This window comes from Pseudomonas sp. m6p (assembly GCF_055760375.1).
In genome coordinates this window covers 887,429-908,176 of sequence record NZ_CM147084.1, presented here as the reverse complement: position 1 = coordinate 908,176, position 20,748 = coordinate 887,429, and the positions used below count along the sequence as shown (strand labels likewise).

At 59.8% G+C, this 20,748-nt stretch carries 24 protein-coding genes; 14 read left to right on the top strand and 10 right to left on the bottom strand.

Annotation, left to right across the window (positions count from 1 at the left end):
• The first annotated feature begins 336 nt into the window (after positions 1 to 336).
• The 6 genes from phhA to ACYZUM_RS04250 all read left to right on the top strand — a co-directional run bounded on the left by phhA (position 337) and on the right by ACYZUM_RS04250 (position 4,742).
• Complete coding sequence (gene phhA, locus ACYZUM_RS04275) at positions 337 to 1,128, top strand: phenylalanine 4-monooxygenase (RefSeq protein WP_108182019.1); 792 nt, start codon at positions 337 to 339, stop codon at positions 1,126 to 1,128.
• Between the two features lie 118 nt (positions 1,129 to 1,246).
• Positions 1,247 to 1,603: a 4a-hydroxytetrahydrobiopterin dehydratase gene (locus tag ACYZUM_RS04270; RefSeq protein WP_003222798.1), complete on the top strand. Its 357-nt coding sequence runs from the start codon at positions 1,247 to 1,249 to the stop codon at positions 1,601 to 1,603.
• Positions 1,603 to 2,796 (top strand): amino acid aminotransferase, encoded by a 1,194-nt coding sequence (locus tag ACYZUM_RS04265; RefSeq protein ID WP_108182018.1) that lies wholly within the window; start codon positions 1,603 to 1,605, stop codon positions 2,794 to 2,796. The genes ACYZUM_RS04270 and ACYZUM_RS04265 overlap by 1 nt, the downstream gene beginning before the upstream one ends.
• A gap of 258 nt (positions 2,797 to 3,054) precedes the next feature.
• Positions 3,055 to 3,186, top strand: coding sequence for a hypothetical protein (locus ACYZUM_RS04260; protein ID WP_256198933.1), 132 nt, complete (start codon positions 3,055 to 3,057; stop codon positions 3,184 to 3,186).
• 70 nt (positions 3,187 to 3,256) lie between these two features.
• Positions 3,257 to 3,439: a hypothetical protein gene (locus ACYZUM_RS04255; RefSeq protein WP_007965516.1), complete on the top strand. Its 183-nt coding sequence runs from the start codon at positions 3,257 to 3,259 to the stop codon at positions 3,437 to 3,439.
• A 103-nt stretch (positions 3,440 to 3,542) separates the two neighbouring features.
• Positions 3,543 to 4,742, top strand: a complete 1,200-nt coding sequence (locus ACYZUM_RS04250) for an MFS transporter (protein ID WP_108182017.1) — start codon at positions 3,543 to 3,545, stop codon at positions 4,740 to 4,742.
• A 63-nt stretch (positions 4,743 to 4,805) separates the two neighbouring features.
• Here the strand turns inward: ACYZUM_RS04250 and ACYZUM_RS04245 are convergent, their stop codons facing one another.
• The 3 genes from ACYZUM_RS04245 to ACYZUM_RS04235 all read right to left on the bottom strand — a co-directional run bounded on the left by ACYZUM_RS04245 (position 4,806) and on the right by ACYZUM_RS04235 (position 8,251).
• Positions 4,806 to 6,104 carry a hypothetical protein gene (locus tag ACYZUM_RS04245; protein ID WP_108182016.1) on the bottom strand — a complete coding sequence of 433 codons (1,299 nt, stop codon included), beginning with the start codon at positions 6,102 to 6,104 and terminating at the stop codon, positions 4,806 to 4,808.
• A 199-nt stretch (positions 6,105 to 6,303) separates the two neighbouring features.
• A complete protein-coding gene (arfB, locus tag ACYZUM_RS04240; protein WP_041073058.1) occupies positions 6,304 to 6,717 on the bottom strand; it encodes an alternative ribosome rescue aminoacyl-tRNA hydrolase ArfB in 414 nt (137 codons plus the stop codon).
• A 115-nt stretch (positions 6,718 to 6,832) separates the two neighbouring features.
• Positions 6,833 to 8,251: an amino acid permease gene (locus ACYZUM_RS04235; protein WP_041073059.1), complete on the bottom strand. Its 1,419-nt coding sequence runs from the start codon at positions 8,249 to 8,251 to the stop codon at positions 6,833 to 6,835.
• Positions 8,252 to 9,144: 893 nt separating this feature from the next.
• On the opposite strand from ACYZUM_RS04235, the gene ACYZUM_RS04230 reads away from it, so the two are divergent.
• Entirely contained in the window at positions 9,145 to 9,282 is a 138-nt protein-coding gene (locus ACYZUM_RS04230; protein ID WP_003222780.1) for a hypothetical protein, read from the top strand.
• A gap of 70 nt (positions 9,283 to 9,352) precedes the next feature.
• Positions 9,353 to 10,318 (top strand): M29 family metallopeptidase, encoded by a 966-nt coding sequence (locus ACYZUM_RS04225; RefSeq protein WP_108182015.1) that lies wholly within the window; start codon positions 9,353 to 9,355, stop codon positions 10,316 to 10,318.
• 177 nt (positions 10,319 to 10,495) lie between these two features.
• Here ACYZUM_RS04225 and rluB read toward each other — a convergent pair whose 3' ends face one another.
• From rluB to ACYZUM_RS04195, 6 genes are all read right to left on the bottom strand, one after another.
• Entirely contained in the window at positions 10,496 to 11,716 is a 1,221-nt protein-coding gene (gene rluB, locus ACYZUM_RS04220; protein WP_003222775.1) for a 23S rRNA pseudouridine(2605) synthase RluB, read from the bottom strand.
• A gap of 142 nt (positions 11,717 to 11,858) precedes the next feature.
• Complete coding sequence (locus ACYZUM_RS04215; RefSeq protein ID WP_003222773.1) at positions 11,859 to 12,050, bottom strand: DUF1289 domain-containing protein; 192 nt, start codon at positions 12,048 to 12,050, stop codon at positions 11,859 to 11,861.
• Between the two features lie 103 nt (positions 12,051 to 12,153).
• Complete coding sequence (scpB, locus tag ACYZUM_RS04210; protein WP_108182014.1) at positions 12,154 to 13,131, bottom strand: SMC-Scp complex subunit ScpB; 978 nt, start codon at positions 13,129 to 13,131, stop codon at positions 12,154 to 12,156.
• A gap of 11 nt (positions 13,132 to 13,142) precedes the next feature.
• A complete protein-coding gene (locus tag ACYZUM_RS04205; protein WP_171061841.1) occupies positions 13,143 to 13,841 on the bottom strand; it encodes a segregation and condensation protein A in 699 nt (232 codons plus the stop codon).
• Between the two features lie 123 nt (positions 13,842 to 13,964).
• Entirely contained in the window at positions 13,965 to 14,594 is a 630-nt protein-coding gene (locus ACYZUM_RS04200) for an L-threonylcarbamoyladenylate synthase (protein WP_007966016.1), read from the bottom strand.
• A gap of 13 nt (positions 14,595 to 14,607) precedes the next feature.
• A complete protein-coding gene (locus ACYZUM_RS04195) occupies positions 14,608 to 15,471 on the bottom strand; it encodes a PHP domain-containing protein (RefSeq protein WP_041073066.1) in 864 nt (287 codons plus the stop codon).
• Positions 15,472 to 15,558: 87 nt separating this feature from the next.
• On the opposite strand from ACYZUM_RS04195, the gene ACYZUM_RS04190 reads away from it, so the two are divergent.
• The 6 genes from ACYZUM_RS04190 to ACYZUM_RS04165 all read left to right on the top strand — a co-directional run bounded on the left by ACYZUM_RS04190 (position 15,559) and on the right by ACYZUM_RS04165 (position 20,017).
• Positions 15,559 to 16,155 carry a septation protein A gene (locus ACYZUM_RS04190; RefSeq protein ID WP_027613975.1) on the top strand — a complete coding sequence of 199 codons (597 nt, stop codon included), beginning with the start codon at positions 15,559 to 15,561 and terminating at the stop codon, positions 16,153 to 16,155.
• A gap of 1 nt (position 16,156) precedes the next feature.
• Positions 16,157 to 16,456, top strand: coding sequence for a YciI family protein (locus ACYZUM_RS04185; protein ID WP_025110562.1), 300 nt, complete (start codon positions 16,157 to 16,159; stop codon positions 16,454 to 16,456).
• Positions 16,457 to 16,743: 287 nt separating this feature from the next.
• Positions 16,744 to 17,154 carry an SH3 domain-containing protein gene (locus ACYZUM_RS04180; RefSeq protein WP_041073068.1) on the top strand — a complete coding sequence of 137 codons (411 nt, stop codon included), beginning with the start codon at positions 16,744 to 16,746 and terminating at the stop codon, positions 17,152 to 17,154.
• A gap of 7 nt (positions 17,155 to 17,161) precedes the next feature.
• Complete coding sequence (locus ACYZUM_RS04175) at positions 17,162 to 17,839, top strand: response regulator transcription factor (protein WP_041073070.1); 678 nt, start codon at positions 17,162 to 17,164, stop codon at positions 17,837 to 17,839.
• Positions 17,840 to 18,056: 217 nt separating this feature from the next.
• Entirely contained in the window at positions 18,057 to 18,506 is a 450-nt protein-coding gene (locus ACYZUM_RS04170) for a Spy/CpxP family protein refolding chaperone (protein ID WP_108182013.1), read from the top strand.
• Positions 18,507 to 18,676: 170 nt separating this feature from the next.
• The gene (locus ACYZUM_RS04165; RefSeq protein WP_041073074.1) at positions 18,677 to 20,017 is read left to right on the top strand and encodes a sensor histidine kinase; all 1,341 of its coding nucleotides are present in this window, start codon (positions 18,677 to 18,679) and stop codon (positions 20,015 to 20,017) included.
• Between the two features lie 90 nt (positions 20,018 to 20,107).
• Here the strand turns inward: ACYZUM_RS04165 and ACYZUM_RS04160 are convergent, their stop codons facing one another.
• The gene (locus ACYZUM_RS04160; protein ID WP_108182012.1) at positions 20,108 to 20,674 is read right to left on the bottom strand and encodes a nitroreductase family protein; all 567 of its coding nucleotides are present in this window, start codon (positions 20,672 to 20,674) and stop codon (positions 20,108 to 20,110) included.
• Positions 20,675 to 20,748: the final 74 nt, after the last annotated feature.

Sequence of the window (20,748 nt, the reverse complement as noted above, 5' to 3'; positions counted from 1 at the left end):
AGCGAGCCTGCTCGCGAAGGCGGCTGCACACTCAGCATAGATGTGTCAGACAGACCGCATTCGCGAGCAGGCTCGCTCCCACAGGGGGTAGCGCCTGACTTTTCTGTCGAGGCGCGCAGATAGTTGTCAAGATTATGTGACAGCCACAGCCCTTTTCAAACCTGAAAATCACCGCAAATGCGAGATACAGGCCAAAGCGTAACGATTTTTTTACGAAATATGGCGATTGTTCCTACAAGGAACGCGTTCAACCTGCTGCATCCCGCCCCACTCTCGGGTAATCCTGACCCCATCGCTGGACATAACAAGAACGAATTCCCCTAGCAGGAGAGCAGTATGAAACAGACGCAATACGTGGCCCGCGAGCCCGATGCGCAAGGTTTTATCGACTACCCCGCCGAAGAACATGCGGTGTGGAACACGCTGATCACCCGCCAGCTGAAAGTGATCGAGGGTCGCGCGTGCCAGGAATACCTGGACGGTATCGAAAAACTCGGTCTGCCCCATGACCGCATTCCGCAACTGGGCGAGATCAACAAGGTGCTCGGTGAGACCACCGGTTGGCAGGTTGCCCGCGTCCCGGCACTGATCCCCTTCCAGACCTTCTTCGAATTGCTCGCCAGCAAGCAGTTTCCGGTGGCTACATTCATTCGTACCCGCGAAGAACTGGACTACCTGCAAGAGCCGGACATCTTCCACGAGATCTTCGGTCACTGCCCGCTGCTGACCAACCCATGGTTCGCTGAATTCACCCATACCTACGGCAAGCTCGGCCTGCAGGCCACCAAGGAAGAGCGCGTGTACCTGGCGCGCCTGTACTGGATGACCATCGAGTTCGGCCTGGTCGACACCCCGCAAGGCAAACGCATCTATGGCGGCGGCATCCTGTCCTCGCCGAAGGAAACCGTTTATTCGCTGTCGGACGAGCCCGAGCATCAGGCCTTCGACCCACTGGAAGCCATGCGCACGCCGTATCGCATCGACATCCTGCAGCCACTTTATTTTGTCCTGCCGAACCTCAAGCGCCTGTTCGACCTGGCCCACGAAGACATCATGGGCATGGTCAAGGAAGGCATGCAGTTGGGGTTGCACGCACCGAAGTTTCCGCCAAAACCGAAAGCCGCGTGATCCGCGACTTTTGCTGACAATTGAGTCTGTCAGTCGCCGCCACTTTGGTTTAGCGTGACGGCATTGACGGACCGATAGTTTCTATAAAAAAAACACACTCGATTTCAGGAATCACACCATGTCCACTTTGAACCAAGCCCACTGCGAAGCCTGCCGTGCCGATGCGCCACAAGTCAGCGACGAAGAACTGCCGATCCTGATCAAGCAGATCCCTGACTGGAACATCGAAGTGCGCGACAGCATCATGCAGCTGGAGAAAGTCTTCCTGTTCAAAAACTTCAAGCACGCACTGGCCTTCACCAACGCCGTCGGCGAGATCTCCGAGGCCGAAGGTCACCACCCGGGTCTGCTGACCGAGTGGGGCAAAGTCACCGTGACCTGGTGGAGCCACTCGATCAAAGGCCTGCACCGCAACGACTTCATCATGGCCGCGCGCACTGACGAAGTGGCCAAGACCGCAGAAGGACGCAAGTAATGCACTTTGACGCCATCGGCCGGGTACCCGGCGACCCGATCCTCGGTTTGATGGAGGCCTATGCGCAGGACAGTAACCCGCGCAAGTTCGACCTCGGCGTTGGCGTCTACAAGGATGCCCAGGGCCTGACGCCGATCCCCGAAGCGGTGAAAATCGCCGAAGCGCGACTGGTCGAAAGCCAGGACACCAAGACCTACATCGGCGGGCACGGCAACCCATTGTTCGGCAAGGTCATCAATGAGCTGGTGCTTGGCGCCGACTCGAAGCTGATCGCCGAACAGCGCGCCGGCGCCACCCAGACTCCGGGCGGCACTGGCGCCCTGCGTCTGGCAGCCGACTTCATCGCCCAGTGCCTGCCGGGCAAGGGCGTCTGGCTGAGCAACCCGACCTGGCCGATCCACGAAACGATTTTCGCCGCCGCCGGGGTCAAGGTCAGTCACTACCCCTACGTGGGCAGCGACAACCGCCTCGACGTCGACGCGATGCTTGCCGTGCTCAACGAAGTGCCGCAAGGCGATGTGGTGCTGCTGCATGCCTGCTGCCACAACCCGACCGGTTTCGACCTGAGTCACGACGACTGGCAGCGTGTGCTCGACGTCGTGCGCCGGCGTGACCTGCTGCCACTGATCGACTTCGCCTACCAGGGCTTTGGCGACGGGCTGGAGCAGGACGCATGGTCGACCCGGCTGTTCGCTGCCGAAGTGCCCGAGTTGCTGATCACCAGCTCCTGCTCGAAAAACTTCGGCCTGTACCGCGACCGCACCGGGGCGCTGATTGTTTGCGCGAAAACCGCCGACAAACTGATCGACATTCGCAGCCAACTGGCCAACATCGCCCGCAACCTGTGGTCGACGCCACCGGATCACGGTGCAGCGGTTGTCGCGACCATCCTCGCCGACCCGGAGCTGAAAGCGCGCTGGGCCGACGAAGTGGAAGCCATGCGCTTGCGCATCGCCCAGTTACGCAGCGGTCTGGTCGAAGCACTGGAGCCGCACGGTTTGCGTGAGCGCTTTGCGCACATTGGCGTGCAACGCGGGATGTTCTCCTACACCGGCCTGTCGCCGGAGCAGGTCAAACAACTGCGTGAGCAGCACAGCGTGTACATGGTCAGCTCGGGCCGGGCCAACGTTGCCGGGATCGATGCGACCCGCCTCGCATTGCTGGCACAAGCCATCGCTGACGTCAGCAAATAGATCCAGCCACACAAAACCCTGTAGGAGCTGCCGCAGGCTGCGATCTTTTGATCTTTGTTTTTAAAAATCAAAGTCAAAAGATCGCAGCCTGCGGCAGCTCCTACAGTTGTTTCGCGGTGAGCCTCCTCCCCTGCGGCCATCTGTCGCATTATTTTGAATTAAAAGTCTGATTGTCATTTTTCCTGCTGTATCCTGCGCAGGCTTTCAAGAAGCGCGGATCTACCAGATCTATCAACAGACTTAGCGAGGAGCGCAACCATGCACGAGATTCCTAATCTCCCCTTCCCAAGCCTGCACGTACCTGAGCAGACGACCACGCAACAAGCCGGTGCCCAACAGCCCGAGCCGAAAGAAGCCGTTGACAGCCGCAAGGCCGACCACGAAGAGTAAAACCCCGCCGTACAGACCGTGTGGAAAGCGCTAAGATGCGCTTTCCACACTGCCTGAAACCGAGCCCGCCATGACCGACGAATTCTCCGAAAGCCAAGCCGCCGTCCTGATCGGCGCCACCGAGAAAATGATCGAGATCTGGCAGCGCCTCTCTCCGGAAAAACAGGCTGCTTTGCTCGCCCGTTTTGGCAGCGAAGAAAACGCCCTCGCCGCCCTCGTCACCACGCAACTGGTCGCCCCGGCCAAACCCTGATACCCCCATCCGGCAAATAGTTTTACTTTTCCCCGCCCCAGACGCGTTCGCGCCGGTATCATAAGCAGCCTATCTAATCCTGCTTTGCCGTGGATCGTTCCCCATGTCGTCCTCTATGCCACAACCCCAGCGCCCCCTGGCGGTCACGCTGCAAGTCGTCTCTATCGTCCTCTTCACCTTTATCGGCTACCTGAACATCGGCATTCCGCTCGCGGTGTTGCCGGGTTACGTCCACAGTGATCTGGGCTTTGGCGCGGTGATCGCCGGACTGGTGATCAGCGTGCAATACCTCGCCACCCTGCTCAGCCGTCCGTACGCCGGCAAGATCATCGACAACCAGGGCAGCAAACGCGCGGTGATGATTGGTCTGGCCGGTTGCGGCTTGAGTGGTGTATTTATGCTGATTTCGGCCTGGACACCCAACTTGCCGATGCTCAGCCTGATCAGCCTGTTGATCGGCCGTCTGGTGCTGGGCAGCGCGGAAAGCCTGGTCGGCTCCGGTTCAATCGGCTGGGGCATCGGCCGCGTTGGCGCGGCGAATACCGCCAAAGTGATTTCGTGGAACGGTATCGCCAGTTATGGCGCGCTGGCGGTGGGCGCGCCGTTCGGCGTGTGGCTGGTCGGCCAGCTGGGGCTGTGGAGCATGGGCGTCAGCATCATTCTGCTGGCAGCGCTGGGTCTGCTGCTGGCCTGGCCGAAAACCGCCGCGCCGATTGTCGCCGGCGAGCGTCTGCCGTTCATGCATGTGCTCGGTCGCGTGTTCCCGCACGGCTGCGGACTGGCACTGGGCTCGATTGGTTTCGGCACCATCGCCACCTTCATCACCCTGTATTACGCCACTCAGCACTGGGATAACGCGGTGTTGTGCCTGAGCCTGTTCGGCGCCAGCTTCATTGGCGCGCGGCTGCTGTTCGGCAACCTGATCAACCGCCTCGGCGGCTTTCGCGTGGCGATTGCCTGTCTGTCGGTGGAAACCCTGGGCCTGTTGCTGCTGTGGCTGGCGCCCGACGCACATTGGGCGCTGGCCGGGGCGGCGCTGAGCGGTTTCGGCTTCTCGCTGGTGTTCCCGGCGCTGGGCGTGGAAGCGGTGAACCTGGTGCCGGCCTCCAGCCGTGGCGCGGCCGTTGGCGCTTATTCGCTGTTCATCGACTTGTCGCTGGGGATCACCGGGCCGTTGGCCGGGGCCATTGCGTCGGGCTTCGGTTTTGCCTCGATCTTCCTGTTCGCCGCCCTCGCTGCGCTGAGCGGCCTGATCCTGAGTATGTATTTGTATCGCTGCGCGCCAAAACACCACTTTCACTGATCGCCCAATATTGGCCATTCAGTCGATTCCGAATGGCCAATAGACAGCTTCCGTTTTTATACACTAACCATGCAAACGGAGGACGGTGAAGCTATCGCTCTCTCTGTTTTTACTGGAAACAAACACAATTTTTCGATCTTCCTGAACCGCGAGATCATGAATAATCTGGTCTTTTGGAAATATAACCTTTCCAGCCTTACCAAACTCCGCATCCCACCCCATGTCTTGTTCAATGCTGGCAATAAATGCCTGGCTATCCGACCCAACACGCAAATAAGCATAACCTGCTACTACAACGGTTGATTTCAAATTATAGAGGACTGCTTTCGTCATATAGATATCGCTGAACTCATTACCGATAGACCCTGTCCATCCTTGGTCGCCAAAAAGTGGATCTTCCTCGCCATCCAGCTCGCGCCGCTGTAGCTGGAGAGACAGATACTGCGGAACTCCATTATTCGAAGTACCGACAATATAAAACCGAGAACGATCGTCGCGTTTCAGAATGATGTCTTTAACCGAAGGCGCTCCATCATAATAACCCTCGACCGCAAAATCAGTATCGAGCTCGCCCTCAGCATCATATCTGCCAACAAACCACTTCTTATCAGGAGAACCCTCTGAAGCGGCGACGAGAAAATCATCACCCAGCCTGACCAAGTCCTCTCCTATGACAAAACCACTCGAACCTCGAATAACCAATCGCCACCCACGATTACCATACCCTTCGTCCAGGGTTCCGCTGCTCTTCACTTTGACTAGAAATGCTCGATCTACCCAGCCACGGTAGTCAAGCGTAGTCAAAAGCAATACACCACCATCGTCTAATAACTCCATCGATCCGTGGTAGTCGCGCCCCTTATCAGTCAACGGCTGCTCCACCTTTTGGACTTTCGAACTGACAGGAACAGCCTCTTTCACATCCAGACTCCACAACATGACACCGTTGTTACCAAACGCTTTATCGAGCTGCCCATTCAAGTCAAATCGAGCCAGGCCGGTAGCACGATTAAAGCCGTCTTTACGAGCGAAGTACCCCAACACATACTTGCCATGAGCACTATCAAATTTCACGCTATAGGGCTGCGCCAGACCCCACTCAGGAAAAAAATCCGATAGCTTAAAAACAGTTGTACCCAAATTTCCGAAGCTCTGGTCGATACGACCTCTTTCATCAAGCATGGACAGGTAAGTTTCTTGCAGCTCCTCGTCAGTGGCGCCGCAAAGAATTCTGTTCGGCTCCGAAAGAAGAGTGACGACCCGAGCCTGGAGTCGCTGACCTTTCTTTCCATAAAGAACGACCTCACCACGCACACCAAAATCAGTATCTGGAGTACCACGCCCATTAATTAAGTTATTCATTTGCTTTTACTCAATCTAGAAAAGAGAGCTCAGTAAACGTGAGGCAGCCATCCGGCACACCTGTCATATATGACAGCCTGGCAGACCGATTGGTTATAAGTGTGTATTTCAATATCCGGAAATGCATTTAAGTTGAGGGGGACGAAATGGATGCAATGCCCGCTTATGATGAAATGGAATAATTCCAGGGCGCCAAACCTTAAAAATCCACCTTGCCCCGCCCGGCCTTGATGCTGCCACGCTTGGTCTTGGATTCGAGCCGGCGCTTCTTCGAACCGAGGGTCGGCTTGGTCGGGCGGCGTTTCTTTTCGACCTTGGTGGCGCTGAGAATCAGCTCGGTCAGACGCTGCAGCGCATCGGCGCGGTTGGCCTCCTGCGTGCGGTATTGCTGAGCCTTGATAATCAGCACGCCATCACTGGTGATGCGGCTGTCGCGCAGCGCCAGCAGCCGCTCCTTGTAGAACTCGGGCAAGGACGAGGCCGGAATGTCGAAGCGCAGGTGCACGGCACTGGAGACCTTGTTGACGTTCTGCCCACCGGCGCCCTGCGCGCGAATGGCCGTCAGTTCGATCTCGGCATCCGGCAGATGCACGTTGTTGGAAATCACCAGCATGGAAAAGCGTCCGTATTCAGAAGCAGCAGGATACGCCATCAACCCTGTAGGAGCTGCCGAAGGCGCAATAAAAAACCCGGCACATTGGCCGGGTTTGTCGTTTTTGCCTCAGCGCTTACTTGGAAGCACTCGCCGCGTGCAGCGCCTGCTGCGCACCGCGTTTGTTCTTGATCACGTAGCAGACCCACATGAACACGACCCACACCGGAATCGCGTACACCGAGATCTGAATGCCCGGGATCAACAACATCACGCCGAGGATGAACGCGACGAACGCCAGGCAGACGTAGTTACCGTACGGGTACCACAGCGCCTTGAACAGCGGCGTCTGCTGCGTCTTGTTCATGTGCTGGCGGAACTTGAAGTGCGAGAAGCTGATCATCGCCCAGTTGATCACCAGGGTGGCCACCACCAGCGACATCAGCAGTTCCAGCGCCTGTTGCGGCATCAGGTAGTTAAGCAACACCGCCACCAGCGTGACCGCCGCGGACGCGAGGATCGAACGCACCGGCACGCCGCGTTTGTCGATTTTCGACAAGGCCTTAGGCGCATCGCCTTGCTCGGCCATACCCAGCAGCATGCGGCTGTTGCAGTAAGTACCGCTGTTGTACACCGACAGCGCCGCGGTCAGCACCACGAAGTTGAGGATGTGCGCGGCGGTGTTGCTGCCGAGCATCGAGAACACCTGCACGAACGGGCTGCCGCTGTACGAATCGCCGGACGCATTGAGCGTTTCCAGCAGACTGTCCCACGGGGTCAGCGACAGCAGGATCACCAGCGCGCCGATGTAGAAAATCAGGATGCGGTAGATCACCTGGTTGATCGCTTTCGGGATCACGGTTTTCGGCTTGTCGGCCTCGGCTGCAGTGAAACCGAGCATTTCCAGACCGCCGAAGGAGAACATGATGATCGCCATCGCCATCACCAGGCCGCTGACGCCGTTGGGGAAGAACCCGCCGTGCGACCACAGGTTACTGACCGAGGCCTGCGGGCCGCCATGGCCGCTGACCAGCAGGTAGCTGCCCAGCGCGATCATGCCGACGATCGCCACGACCTTGATGATCGCGAACCAGAATTCGGCTTCACCGAAGACTTTGACGTTGGCCAGGTTGATCGCGTTGATCAGCACGAAGAATGCAGCGGCGGTGACCCAGGTCGGGATGTCCGGCGCCCAGTAGTGGATGTACTTGCCGACCGCGGTCAGCTCCGACATGCCCACCAGAATGTACAGAATCCAGCAGTTCCAGCCCGACAGGAAACCGGCAAAACCGCCCCAGTACTTGTGTGCGAAATGGCTGAAGGAACCGGCCACCGGCTCTTCGACGATCATCTCGCCGAGCTGGCGCATGATCATGAAGGCGATGAAGCCGCAGATGGCGTAGCCGAGGATCATCGACGGGCCGGCGGATTTCAGGACCCCGGCCGAGCCGAGGAACAATCCGGTACCGATCGCGCCACCGAGGGCGATCAGTTGAATATGGCGATTTTTCAGGCCGCGTTTCAGCTCGCCTGATTGCGAGTTTTGTCCACTCATGAAAAAGGTCCCACGCAAGGTTTGATGATGTTCAGTAGACGTTGCTGCAAGGTTGCGATTTCAGACAACCCCGATCAAACCCCAGCGCAAGCACCAGGAATTCAGCGTTTTTACAACGGTCATGCGTCACCTGTTTGTTTTTATCTGTGACGAAATCGAACCCGACACGCTTGTGACGCGGCGGAGTGAACAAGGCGGATAACCTTGAGGTTTACGCGATTACGCAGAGGGTCACAGTTAAAACGCGGCGCATTGTACACCGCTAACCCCCTGCTGCCAGACCCCGCTGGATCAGCGTGGCGCTTGCCGGGATTGCGTGGGTCCGCCTCGAGACACTCGGGCGACTGCAAAAAATGAGTCAGGCCTTTGCAGGCCATCGACGGGGACGAGCGAAAAACCGCCCCACGGAGAGAAGTGAAGATCAATCTCGGCGTTCATTGCGCCTCCTTCTTGTTATGCACCTGCACGACAGGCATGAGGCGCATCTCACCCTGCAAACGAGGCTGAAACAAGCGCGCCAGAGCCCTGCGCGGGGCCTTTGCAGCCGGGCCTCGGCAGGTTTTCCTTACAGCGTCGGCAAGGAAGTGAATTCACTGGGATTTACCGGGGTTTTCGTAAATTTTTCTTTACAACGCGTAACGCGGATTTTCCATTTCGGAAAATTCTGTAGGACGTCTGCAAATTGACGGTAGCTAGCTTGCTAATGAAAGTGGCCGCTTAGTTTTTTGTTTTCAAATAAGAAAATCGCCGCTTAAAAACAGAATAAAAAGTTTATTTAAATTTTAAATAAATAATTTTTTGCATTACAAAACACCCTGAACTAGGTTCTTCACGTCTTGCCGGCCACCTCGACCGGCCAGTCATAACCGTGAACGTCATCTAGGAGATCGACCATGCAAGCACTGGAAAAAGACCTGGACACCGAACTGCAACTGGACGAATGGTTTGAAGCGCCAACCCATGAGGCCGCCGTGGAAATGATGCAAGCCGACGCGGTGGTTCCGTTCGGCACGGCGATGTGGCCTCTGTAAGACATCCCCGGGCAGGCACGATCCGGCCGGTCGTGCCTGCCGCTTTCTCACGGTCAGTCAGGGAGGACTCATGGATAAGCCCCGCGCGATCTCGCATTTCCTTTACTACCTCGAACATCACCCTGCCCTTGCCGGTCTCGACTCGGCGAAGGTACTGCTCGGCCACACCGCCGATTACGAAGCCCTGACCGGCGCCATCGCTGAACAGGCCGGCGATCATCTCCGCTTCACCTTCAGCGCCAGACGCCTGGACTTGGAAAGCACCGCAACGCTGACGGCGGCGATTGCCGACAGCGATCTGTACATTTTCTTCTACGACTCTTCCACGCTGCCCAACCCGCGCCCCGACGGCCCGGAGTTCGTGCGCGCCCTGCAAGGCGTGATGGCGGAAAACTGGAAGAAGTCGCTGTTGTTCAAGGATTACGGCGACTATTTCTACGACACCTTCAGCGTGACGCCGCAGCGTATCGCCGGGCTCAACAGTCACTTGATCCAGCGCATGTCCCAAGCGACCACGCTGAGTTTCAAGGACGACCACGGCTCATGGTTTGAAACGCCGCTGAGCAGCATCAAGAAGTGGACCGACATCAACGGCGTCGGCAACTTCGACCTGGCCCCCGGCGAAATCGCCACCCACAGCGAAGCCATCAACGGCCATGTGAAATTCAAGGGCACGTTCCTCAGCACCATCCCGTTTGCGCGCAAGTACGGCGTGCTGGAGTCGCCACTGGAACTGTGGATCGAGAACTCGACCATCAGCCGCATCGCCACCGATGTGCCGGGGCTGGAGCATGATTTCAACAAGTACCTGGACGCCAATCCGTCGAACCGGCGCATTGAGGAATTGGGGATTGGTACCAACGAAGGGGTCAAGGATCTGTATGCGCGCAATGCCGGTTTCGAGGAGCGCCATTGCGGCCTGCACCTGGGCCTCGGCGGTGGCGCCAAGGGCAGTCATCATTTGGACCTGATTTTCTCCGGCGGGGTGTTGGCGCTGGATGACAAGCCGGTGTTTGACGGACGCTTTGTGTTTTAGGCGACTGACGCCTTCGCGAGCAGGCTCGCTCCCACAGGGATTTGTGTTTGACGCAATTCCAGTGTGGGAGCGAGCCTGCTCGCGAAGAGGCCGAATCAGTCGCTACACAACTTCTGCCAGACGAAAAAAAAACGCCAACCCTGCGGTTGGCGTTTTTCATTCAGGCACTAAAGCTGATCACTCAGGCTTCTTGCGACCGAAGCCTGGACGCTGACCAGAACCGGCCGGTGCGCCACGGCGCTTGCCCGATGGCTTGTCGCCGTCGACCAATTTGATCCCCGGACGCTTCGGTGCCGGCTTGGCAGGACGCTTGTTGGTGGTGTCCGCAGGACGATCCGCCACTGGCGTACCACGACCGGCCGGCGCACGACCTTCGCCACGCTCGGTGCGACCGTTGGCCGGACGCGGTGCGCGCTCGCCGTCACGGGCCACTGGCTTGCGACCCGGACGCTCGCCTTCAATCTGCGGCTCACGGCTCGGACGCGGACCGGTCGGCGCGCCAGCGGCGGGACGCAGGGTGCGCACGCGCTCGGTCTTGGCCATAGGCCGCGACGATTTACGCTGCATACGCTCCAGCTTGTCCTTGCTCTTGGCGTTGAGTTGCGGCATCGCTACCGGGGTCAGGCCGACTTCGGCGCTGAGCACGTCGACTTCGTACTGGCTCATTTCGCGCCAGCGGCCCATCGGCAGGTCGGAGTTGAGGAATACCGGACCGAAGCGCACGCGCTTCAGACGGCTGACCACCAGGCCCTGGGATTCCCACAGACGACGAACCTCACGGTTACGGCCTTCCATCACCACGCAGTGATACCAGTGGTTGAAGCCTTCGCCGCCCGGAGCCTGTTGAATGTCGGTGAAACGCGCCGGGCCGTCTTCCAATACCACGCCCGCCTTCAGGCGCTCGATCATTTCATCGTCGACTTCACCGCGTACACGCACGGCGTACTCACGGTCCATCTCGTAGGACGGGTGCATCAGGCGGTTGGCCAGCTCACCGTCGGTGGTGAACATCAGCAGACCGGTGGTGTTGATGTCGAGACGACCGATGTTGATCCAGCGGCCTTCTTTCGGACGCGGCAGTTTGTCGAACACGGTCGGACGGCCTTCCGGGTCGTCACGGGTGCAGATCTCGCCATCGGGCTTGTTGTACATGATCACGCGGCGGACCGACTCGGCCGCCTCTTCGCGCTTGATCACTTTGCCATCAATGGTGATGGCATCGTGCATGTCGACGCGCAGACCGAGGGTGGCGTCTTTGCCATTGACCTTGATCCGGCCCTGGCTGATCCAGGCTTCAACGTCACGGCGCGAGCCGACGCCGATACGGGCGAGGACTTTCTGCAGTTTTTCGCCTGCTGGGCCGATTTCCTGGTCGTCTTTCTGATTGATGTCACTCATCTGGGCACCTCCCGGTGTGGTCTGTTCAGGCGGCGCCTGAAGCATTGAAATCTGGTTTTCGGGCGAAGGGATCGCCGAAGGGTCGCGAATCATACGCGGATGTGCGCCATCGCGCATCAGAGACTAGCTGATCGATCGACAGTTATTTCTTTTTCCGCCGACCGGCGCCACCGAGTTTGATCAGGCGCAGCGCGGCTTCCGCCAGCACTGTGCGCTTGTCGTCCTTGTCGAGTTTCTTCCAGGCGCGGATTTCGCGCTTGCTGCGGCCACAGCCGAGGCAGATGTCGTCGGTGAATTTGCAGAGGCTGATGCAGGGGTCTTTGGTCGAGCTCATGGGGTCTCCCTTGAAGATCAAAAGATCGCAGCCTTCGGCAGCTCCAACATTGGAATGCGGTTCCTGTAGGAGCTGCCGCAGGCTGCGATCTTTTCGGCGCGCCTCAGTCCTCGAACTCGCGGCGTTCGGCTTCGATGGCTTCGGCCAGGGCGCGGGCTTCAGCTTCTTCCTGGCTCAGCTCGGACTCGGGCTCGAGCGCCGGTTGTTCGAGGGCAGCGACGGCAGCGAGAAGTTTTTCCCGGGCCTCGGCAACGCCAAGAATGTCTTCTTCCGGTTCGGCTTCAGGCTCGGCCTCAAGTTCAACTTCAATCGCCGACTCGACGGTCTCGACTTCCGGCTCAGTCGCCGACGCCTCCCCGTCCGCCGCATCGCGCAACAAATCATCGAAGTCGGTCTTGATCCCCTCCTCCATGCTGTCCAGTTCCAGCAGCAAGCTGTGGAAGCTGGTTTCTTCCTTCGGCTCTTCCGGCTCGGCGCTGGCGTCGGCCTGTTCCTGCAAGCCCTGCGGCACCGGTGCGTCGTCGAAATCGAGGACGGGCTCGGTTTCCATCTCGCGCAGTTCGGCCAGCGGCGGCAGGTCTTCGAGGTTCTTCAGATTGAAGTGATCGAGAAACGCCTTGGTGGTGGCGAACATCGCCGGTTTGCCCGGCACGTCGCGGTAACCGACGATGCGGATCCACTCGCGCTCGATCAACGTTTTGACGATGTTGGTGTTGACCGCCACGCCCCGCACGTCTTCGATCTCGCCTCGGGTAATCGGCTGGCGATAGGCGATCAGCGCCATGGTTTCCAGCAGCGCACGGGAATAGCGCTGTGGCCGCTCTTCCCACAAACGCCCGACCCACGGCGAAAACTTCTCGCGGATCTGCAAGCGGTAGCCGGAGGCGACTTCCTTGAGCTCGAACGCACGGCCCTCGCAGGACTTGGCCAGCAGGCTCAGGGCTTTCTTGAAGACCGGCGGTTCAGGGCGCTCGCCTTCTTCGAACAGTTCGTAGAGGCGTTCAAGCGATTGCGGTTTTCCCGAGGCCAACAGAAAGGCTTCAAGCAGGGGCGCCAGCTCGCGGGGTTCAGTCAGGTTCATGTTTCGACTCGTTATTCGGCTCGGGCTCGCACGTGGATCGCGGCGAACGGCTCATTCTGCACCAGCTCGACCAAGGATTCCTTGACCAGTTCAAGGATCGCCATAAAGGTCACCACCACACCGAGGCGACCTTCTTCGGCGGTGAACAGCTCGACGAACGGCACAAACCCGCCGCCCTTGAGCCGTTCCAGCACATCGCTCATGCGCTCGCGGGTCGACAGTGCCTCGCGGCTGACCTGATGGCTCTCGAACATGTCGCCCCGGCGCAGCACTTCGGCCATGGACATCAGAATTTCTTCCAGCGCGACATCCGGCAACAGCTTGCGCGCCCGGGCCTCCGGGGCGTCGAGCTTGGGCACCACAACATCGCGGCCGACCCGGCTCAGGCCGTCGATGCCTTCGGCGGCAGCCTTGAAGCGCTCGTATTCCTGCAGGCGGCGGATCAGTTCGGCGCGCGGGTCGTCCTCTTCGTCTTCGACGGTTTCGGCCCGTGGCAGGAGCATCCGCGACTTGATCTCGGCCAGCATCGCCGCCATCACCAGGTACTCGGCGGCCAGCTCCAGGCGCACCGACTGCATCAACTCGACATAGCCCATGTACTGACGGGTGATTTCCGCCACCGGGATGTCGAGGATGTTGATGTTCTGTTTGCGGATCAGGTACAGCAGCAGGTCAAGCGGGCCTTCGAAGGCTTCGAGAAACACTTCCAGCGCATCCGGCGGGATGTACAGGTCCAGCGGCATTTCCGTGACAGCCTGGCCATAGACCATGGCAAACGGCAGTTCCTGCTGGGCGCCGGCCTGGGGATCGACAACGGTTTCCACTGCGGACATTCAGGCCTCGACCATGAACGGCGCGGGGTCGCCGCAACCGACGCGGATCACTTCCGGGTCGTCGCCGGTCAGGTCAATCACGGTGGATGCCTTGATCCCGCCGAAACCGCCGTCGATGATCAGGTCCACCTGATGTTCAAGCAATTGGCGCATTTCGTACGGATCGCTCAGCGGATCTTCATCGCCGGGCATGATCAGGGTCACGCTCATCAGCGGCTCGCCGAGTTCGGCCAGCAACGCCAAAGCAATCGGATGGCTCGGCACCCGCAGGCCGATGGTGCGTTTTTTCGGATGCAGCAACAGGCGCGGCACTTCGCGGGTGGCGTTGAGGATAAAGGTGTAAGGCCCCGGCAGATGCGCCTTGAGAATGCGGAAGGTGCCGGTGTCGATCTTGGCGTAGTTGCCCAGTTGCGACAGGTCGCTGCAGATCAGCGCAAAGTTGTGCTTTTCGTCGAGCTGACGCAGACGGCGCACGCGCTCGATCGCGGTCTTGTCGCCGATCTGGCAACCGATGGCGTAGGAAGAGTCCGTGGGATAAATCACCACCCCGCCCTTGCGGATGATCTCGACCGCCTGTTTGATCAGGCGCGCTTGCGGGTTTTCTGGATGGATCTGGAAAAATTGACTCACGTTTTCTACCTGTTCAGACGGCGGCAATAACTGTGTCATGTTTGAACCGACACCACAGGGGTGGAAGGTCCTCGGGAACCGGCCGGTACTGGCCAATCTCCGACCAGCCTCCAGGGCCATGGAAATCACTGCCGGCGCTGACCAGCAGACCGAACTCGCGGGCAAGGATTGCCAGGCTGCCGACCTGTTCCGCGGGCTGATGGCCATTGACCACTTCGATTGCATGCCCGCCCGCTTGAATATAGTCGGCAATCAGCTTTCGGCGCTTGCTGCGGGTGAAATCGTAGTGCCATGGATGCGCCAGACTGACCCACGCTCCGGCGGCGCGCAGGGTGCTGACGGTGTCTTCCAGCGTCGGCCAGTGTTGCTTGACGTCACCCAGCTTGCCGGCGCCGAGCCATTTACGGAACGCCTCGGCGCGATCCTTTACAAAACCTTCACGCACCATCCAGTCGGCAAAATGCGGACGGGCCGGGGCGTTGCCGCTGTCGCCCAGCTCCTGCTGGATCTGCCGGGCGCCGTCGAGGGCACCGGGCATACCTTTGAGGCCGAGCTTGCGGCTTATTTCTTCCGACCGCAGCCAGCGGCCATCGTGCAATTTGGCGATGGCCTCGACCAGTGGCGCGGCGTTGACGTCGAAACCGTAACCCAGCACATGGATGGTCGCCCCGCCCCAGGTGCAGGACAGTTCGACGCCGTTGACCAACTGCATGCCCAGTTCTTCGGCAGCGCTGCGCGCTTCGGCGAGGCCTTCTAGGGTGTCATGATCGGTCAACGCCAGGACTCGCACGCCGTTTTCAAACGCACGCGCAACCAGAACCGCCGGCGCCAAGGCGCCATCGGAGGCCGTGCTGTGGCAGTGCAAATCAACATTCACGGGGAGTTGTAACCTCAAATCAGCTGGCGCTATCGCGCGCCCATATGTTTGTTATTATGCCGCCACATCCAGCTTCTGGCTCTCACTGTGAAACAATTCATCGATTTCATCCCGCTTCTGCTGTTTTTCATCGTTTACAAACTGGATCCACGGGTCGTCGACATCGCCGGCCATGAGGTGACTGTAGGCGGTATTTACAGCGCCACGGCGATGCTGATCATCAGCTCACTGGTAGTCTACGGCGCGCTGTTCATCAAGCAGCGCAAGCTGGAAAAAAGCCAATGGCTGACCCTGATCGCCTGCCTGGTGTTCGGCAGCCTGACCCTGGCCTTCCACAGCGAGACTTTCCTCAAGTGGAAAGCCCCGGTGGTCAACTGGCTGTTCGCCCTGGCCTTCATCGGCAGCCACTTCATCGGTGACCGCCTGCTGATCAAACGCATCATGGGCCACGCGCTGACCCTGCCGGATCCGGTCTGGACCCGCCTGAACATCGCCTGGATCGCCTTTTTCCTGTTCTGCGGCGCTGCCAACCTGTTCGTGGCATTCACCTTCCAGAGCATCTGGGTCGACTTCAAGGTGTTCGGCAGCCTGGGCATGACCGTGCTGTTCCTGGTCGGTCAGGGCATCTACCTGTCCCGCCATCTGCACGACGCCGATACCACAACGCCAAAAACCGAGGACTGACATGCTCTACGCTATCATTGCCACCGACGTCGCCAACTCGCTCGAAGCCCGCCTCGCCGCGCGCCCGGCCCACCTCGAACGCCTGCAAGTGCTCAAGGGCGAAGGCCGCATCGTGCTGGCCGGCCCGCACCCGGCGGTCGACAGCAATGATCCGGGCGCTGCGGGTTTCACCGGCAGCCTGATCGTCGCCGAATTCGACTCCCTGAGCGCCGCCCAGGCCTGGGCCGACGCCGATCCGTACATCGCCGCCGGCGTGTACGCCAGCGTGATCGTCAAGCCGTTCAAGCAAGTCTTGCCGTAACCAGCTTCAAAAGATATCGAGGGACTCTGTGGCGAGGGAGCTTGCTCCCGCTGGACTGCGCAGCAGTCCCATTGCCTATGAGTTGAAAAGCGGGGGGCGCTTTGCGCCCCAGCGGGAGCAAGAGCTCCCTCGCCACAATGACTCCCCAAGCTCAAATTGTTCAACTCACCACGCTCGACATTGCCTCTGGCACTGAACCTTCCCGCTTCTCACCGCTCTCAATCGCTCATTATTCTCGTTTGCCTGCCGACAACCTGCCCAATATCCATTTGCTAGCAGGAATCGCAATGCGCAAAGGTCCGTTGTGTCTGATGTGGGTCACGTTGACGATCATGGCGCCCGCCCATGGTGAGGAAACCACCGAAAGCGGCAGCTCCACGCCATTGTCATTAAGTGCCGGCAGCCAGATTACCGAGTTGCAGCAGCGCCTGAAGGCCAGCGAGCAGCAGCGGGAAGAACTGAGCAAACAACTGCAAAATGCCGACAACACCCGCGAAAGCGCCCAGCTTGCCCGGTTGCGCCAGGAGAATCAGCGCCTGAAGCTGCAACTCAAGGAAGCCCAGGCAAGTCCCTTGCCGCGTTTGCTGACCGAACAGCAGCAATGGTTCGTTACGGGCGCCGGGGTAGCGCTATTGGCGCTGCTGTGCGGTATCTTTGCCAGTGGAGCAAGCCGAAAACGTCGGCAATGGCTAAATTGAGTGAGTCATGAGCGAGCTGTTACTGATTGATGATGACCAGGAGTTGTGTGAACTCCTGAGTAGCTGGCTGAGCCAGGAAGGCTTCCTGGTGCGTGCCTGCCACGATGGCCAGAGCGCGCGCAAGGCGTTGGCCGAATCGGCCCCGGCGGCGGTGGTGCTGGACGTGATGCTGCCCGATGGCAGCGGTCTGGAACTGCTCAAGCAATTGCGCAGCGAGCACGCAGAGCTGCCGGTGCTGATGCTTTCGGCCCGTGGCGAACCGCTGGATCGCATTCTCGGTCTGGAACTGGGTGCCGACGATTACCTGGCCAAGCCCTGCGATCCGCGTGAACTCACCGCGCGTCTGCGCGCCGTGCTGCGCCGCAGTCACCCGGCCGCCGTATCGACCCAACTCGAACTCGGCGACCTGAGCTTCAGCCCGGTGCGCGGCGTGGTCAGCATCGATGAGAAAGAACTGACCCTCACCGTTTCCGAAAGTCGTTTGCTCGAAGCCCTGCTCAAGCAGCCCGGCGAACCGCTGGACAAGCAGGAACTGGCGCAACTGGCCCTCGGGCGCAAGCTGACCCTGTACGACCGCAGCCTCGACATGCACGTCAGCAACCTGCGCAAGAAGATCGGCCCGCACCCCGACGGCCGCCCACGCATCGTCGCCCTGCGCAGCCGTGGTTACTACTACAGCCTCTGAAGACACCTCACTCTCTGTAGGAGCTGCGGCACGCTGCGATCTTTTGATCTTCAAAAACAAAGATCGCAGCCTTCGGCAGCTCCTACAGGGGATATGTGTAAGGCTGGAAACGAAGCGTCTTTACCCAAGCTTTACGCAGCGCTGACCGCCGCTGACCTTGATCTCCGTAATCTGAACTCATCCGGAACGTACCGGGAACGAGACAAGGAGATACACCATGCGCAAGACTCTTATCGCTCTGATGTTCGCTGCCGCTCTGCCAACCGTCGCCATGGCCATGCCACAGGATGGTGGCCCGATGGGTGGCCCGCTCGACGGCCCACGCCACGGCGGTCAGATGCACGGCGAACACGGCAAAGGCCCGTACAGCCAACTCGACCTGACCCGCGAACAGCGCGATCAGATCCGCAAGATCATGGGCGAGCAGATGCACGAACGTCGCCAGGTGGTCGAGAAGTACCTGGAAAAACTCTCGCCGGCTGACCAGAAAGCCATGAAAGACGAGATGGCGGCCAACCACAAGAAAGCCGAAGCTGACGTACGCAACCTGCTGAAACCGGATCAACAGAAGAAATTCGACGAGTTCCAGAAGAAACAGGCTGAACGCCGCGCCGAATGGGCCGAGTTCAAGGCGTGGAAAGCGCAACAGCCGCAAAAGGCGCAATAATGTTCTAATCACAGGCCCGACGGCTTACCCGGTCGGGCCTGTTCACATCCGCCCTCTGTAGGAGCTGCGGCACGCTGCGATCTTTTGATTTTGCTTCTGAAAAATAAGATCAAAAGATCGCAGCGTGCCGCAGCTCCTACAGGGGTTAAGCGTTTGATTGAGGAATTTCTGTGCGTTCATTGTTCTGGCGTATTCTCGCGAGCTTCTGGCTGGCCATCGCCCTGGTGGCAGGGCTGTCGATCCTGCTCGGGCACATGCTCAATCAGGACGCGTGGATCCTCAGCCGCCATCCGGGCCTCAACACGCTGGCCGCCGAATGGACGCAAACCTACGAAGCCCAGGGCGAAGACGCCGCGCAGGACATCCTTCAACAGCGCAAACGCCAGTACCACATTGACGTCCAGGTGCTGAACGAAAGCGGCGACCCGGTGGTGCGTGGCACCTTCCCGCGTCGCGCCGCCGCCTTCGAAGCCAGACAGAACAACGATGACCGACGTCTGCCCTGGCGCCGCCTGACCGACGAATTCACCAGCGAAAAAACCGGCGACACCTACCTGTTCATCTTCCGCATTCCGCACCCGGAGCTCGATGCGTGGCACCGTGAAAGCCTGCTCTGGCCGCTGAGTGCGCTGGGTATCGCGCTGGTGGTACTGACCCTGTTCAGCCTGCTGGTGACCTTCTCCATCACCCGCCCGCTCAGCCGTTTGCGCGGTGCGGTGCATGATCTGGGGCAGACCACCTATCAACAGAACAGCCTGGCGAAACTGGCCAACCGTCGCGACGAATTCGGCGTGCTGGCCAACGACTTCAACCGCATGGGGGCGCGCCTGCAAAGCCTGATCGGCAGTCAGCGCCAGTTGCTGCGCGATGTGTCCCACGAACTGCGTTCCCCTCTGGCACGACTGCGCATCGCGCTGGCGCTGGCGGAACGGGCCAATCCTGAAGAACGGGAAAAACTCTGGCCACGCCTGACCCGCGAGTGCGATCGGCTGGAAGCGTTGATCAGCGAAATTCTGGTGCTGGCGCGGGTCGATGCCGACAACGCCAGTGCCGAAGCGGTGGACCTGAACGCCCTGCTCGGCACCTTGCAGAAAGATGCTCAGCTCGGCTCACCCGAGCAGACCGTGCGCCTGAACGCCGAGCCTCAGTTGAATCTGACCGGATGGCCGACCATGATCGAGCGCGCCGTCGACAACCTGTTGCGCAACGCCCAGCGCTTCAACCCGGTGGGCCAGGCCATCGAGATGCAGGCTACGCGTCAGGGCGAGCGGATTGTCGTGAGCGTACGCGACCACGGGCCGGGCGTGCAGGCCGAGCACCTGAGCCAGTTGGGCGAACCGTTTTACCGGGCGCCGGGGCAAACGGCGGCGGGACATGGCTTGGGCCTGGCAATTGCCAGGCGGGCGGCGGAGCGGCATGGCGGGAGTCTGACCCTGGCCAATCATCCCGAGGGCGGGTTTATTGCCAGCCTGGAATTGCCGCTGGTGCCAGGGGCTATCGTCCAACCTTAGACTTTCGATGAAAAAAAGATCGCAGCCTGCGGCAGCTCCTACAGAGCCGAAACACCTGTAGGAGCTGCCGCAGGCTGCGATCTTTTGACTTTAAACCTTGCCCGGCCAGGCGCTGACGAACTCCTCCAGATCAACCTTCTCGGCAACGCGCGGCTCTTTCTGCGGCGTGCCGAGATACAGGAAGGCAATCACCTGCTCGCCTTCAGCCAGGCCCAGCCCCTTGGCCACGTGCGCCGAATAGGCCAGATCACCGGTACGCCACACCGCACCAATCCCCTGCGCATAGGCTGCCAGCAGAATCCCGTGCGCCGCACACCCCGCCGCCAGCAACTGCTCGGCCTTCGGATACTTGACGTGTTCCTGCAGTTTCGCGATCACCACGACCACCAGCGGCGCCCGCAGCGGGCCGTTGCGCGCCTTGTCGATCATCGCTTCAGTGACTTCACCTTCCTGCATCTGCGCCGCTTCGGCCAGCAACTCGCCCATTTGCTCGCGCGCCGCCCCTTCGACTGTAAGGAAACGATACGGCTGCAAGTGGCCGTGATCCGGTGCGCGCAGGGCTGCGCCAAACAGGGCTTCGCGCTGCTCGGCAGTGGGGGCTGGTTCGACCAGGCGTGGAACGGAAACACGGTTGAGCAACGCGTCGAGAGCCTGCATCGGCCACCTCCTGAGAAAAATGTGCGGCTATTCTAGCTTCATCTGCCAACGGGATGCCGGTTTACATGCCCTGC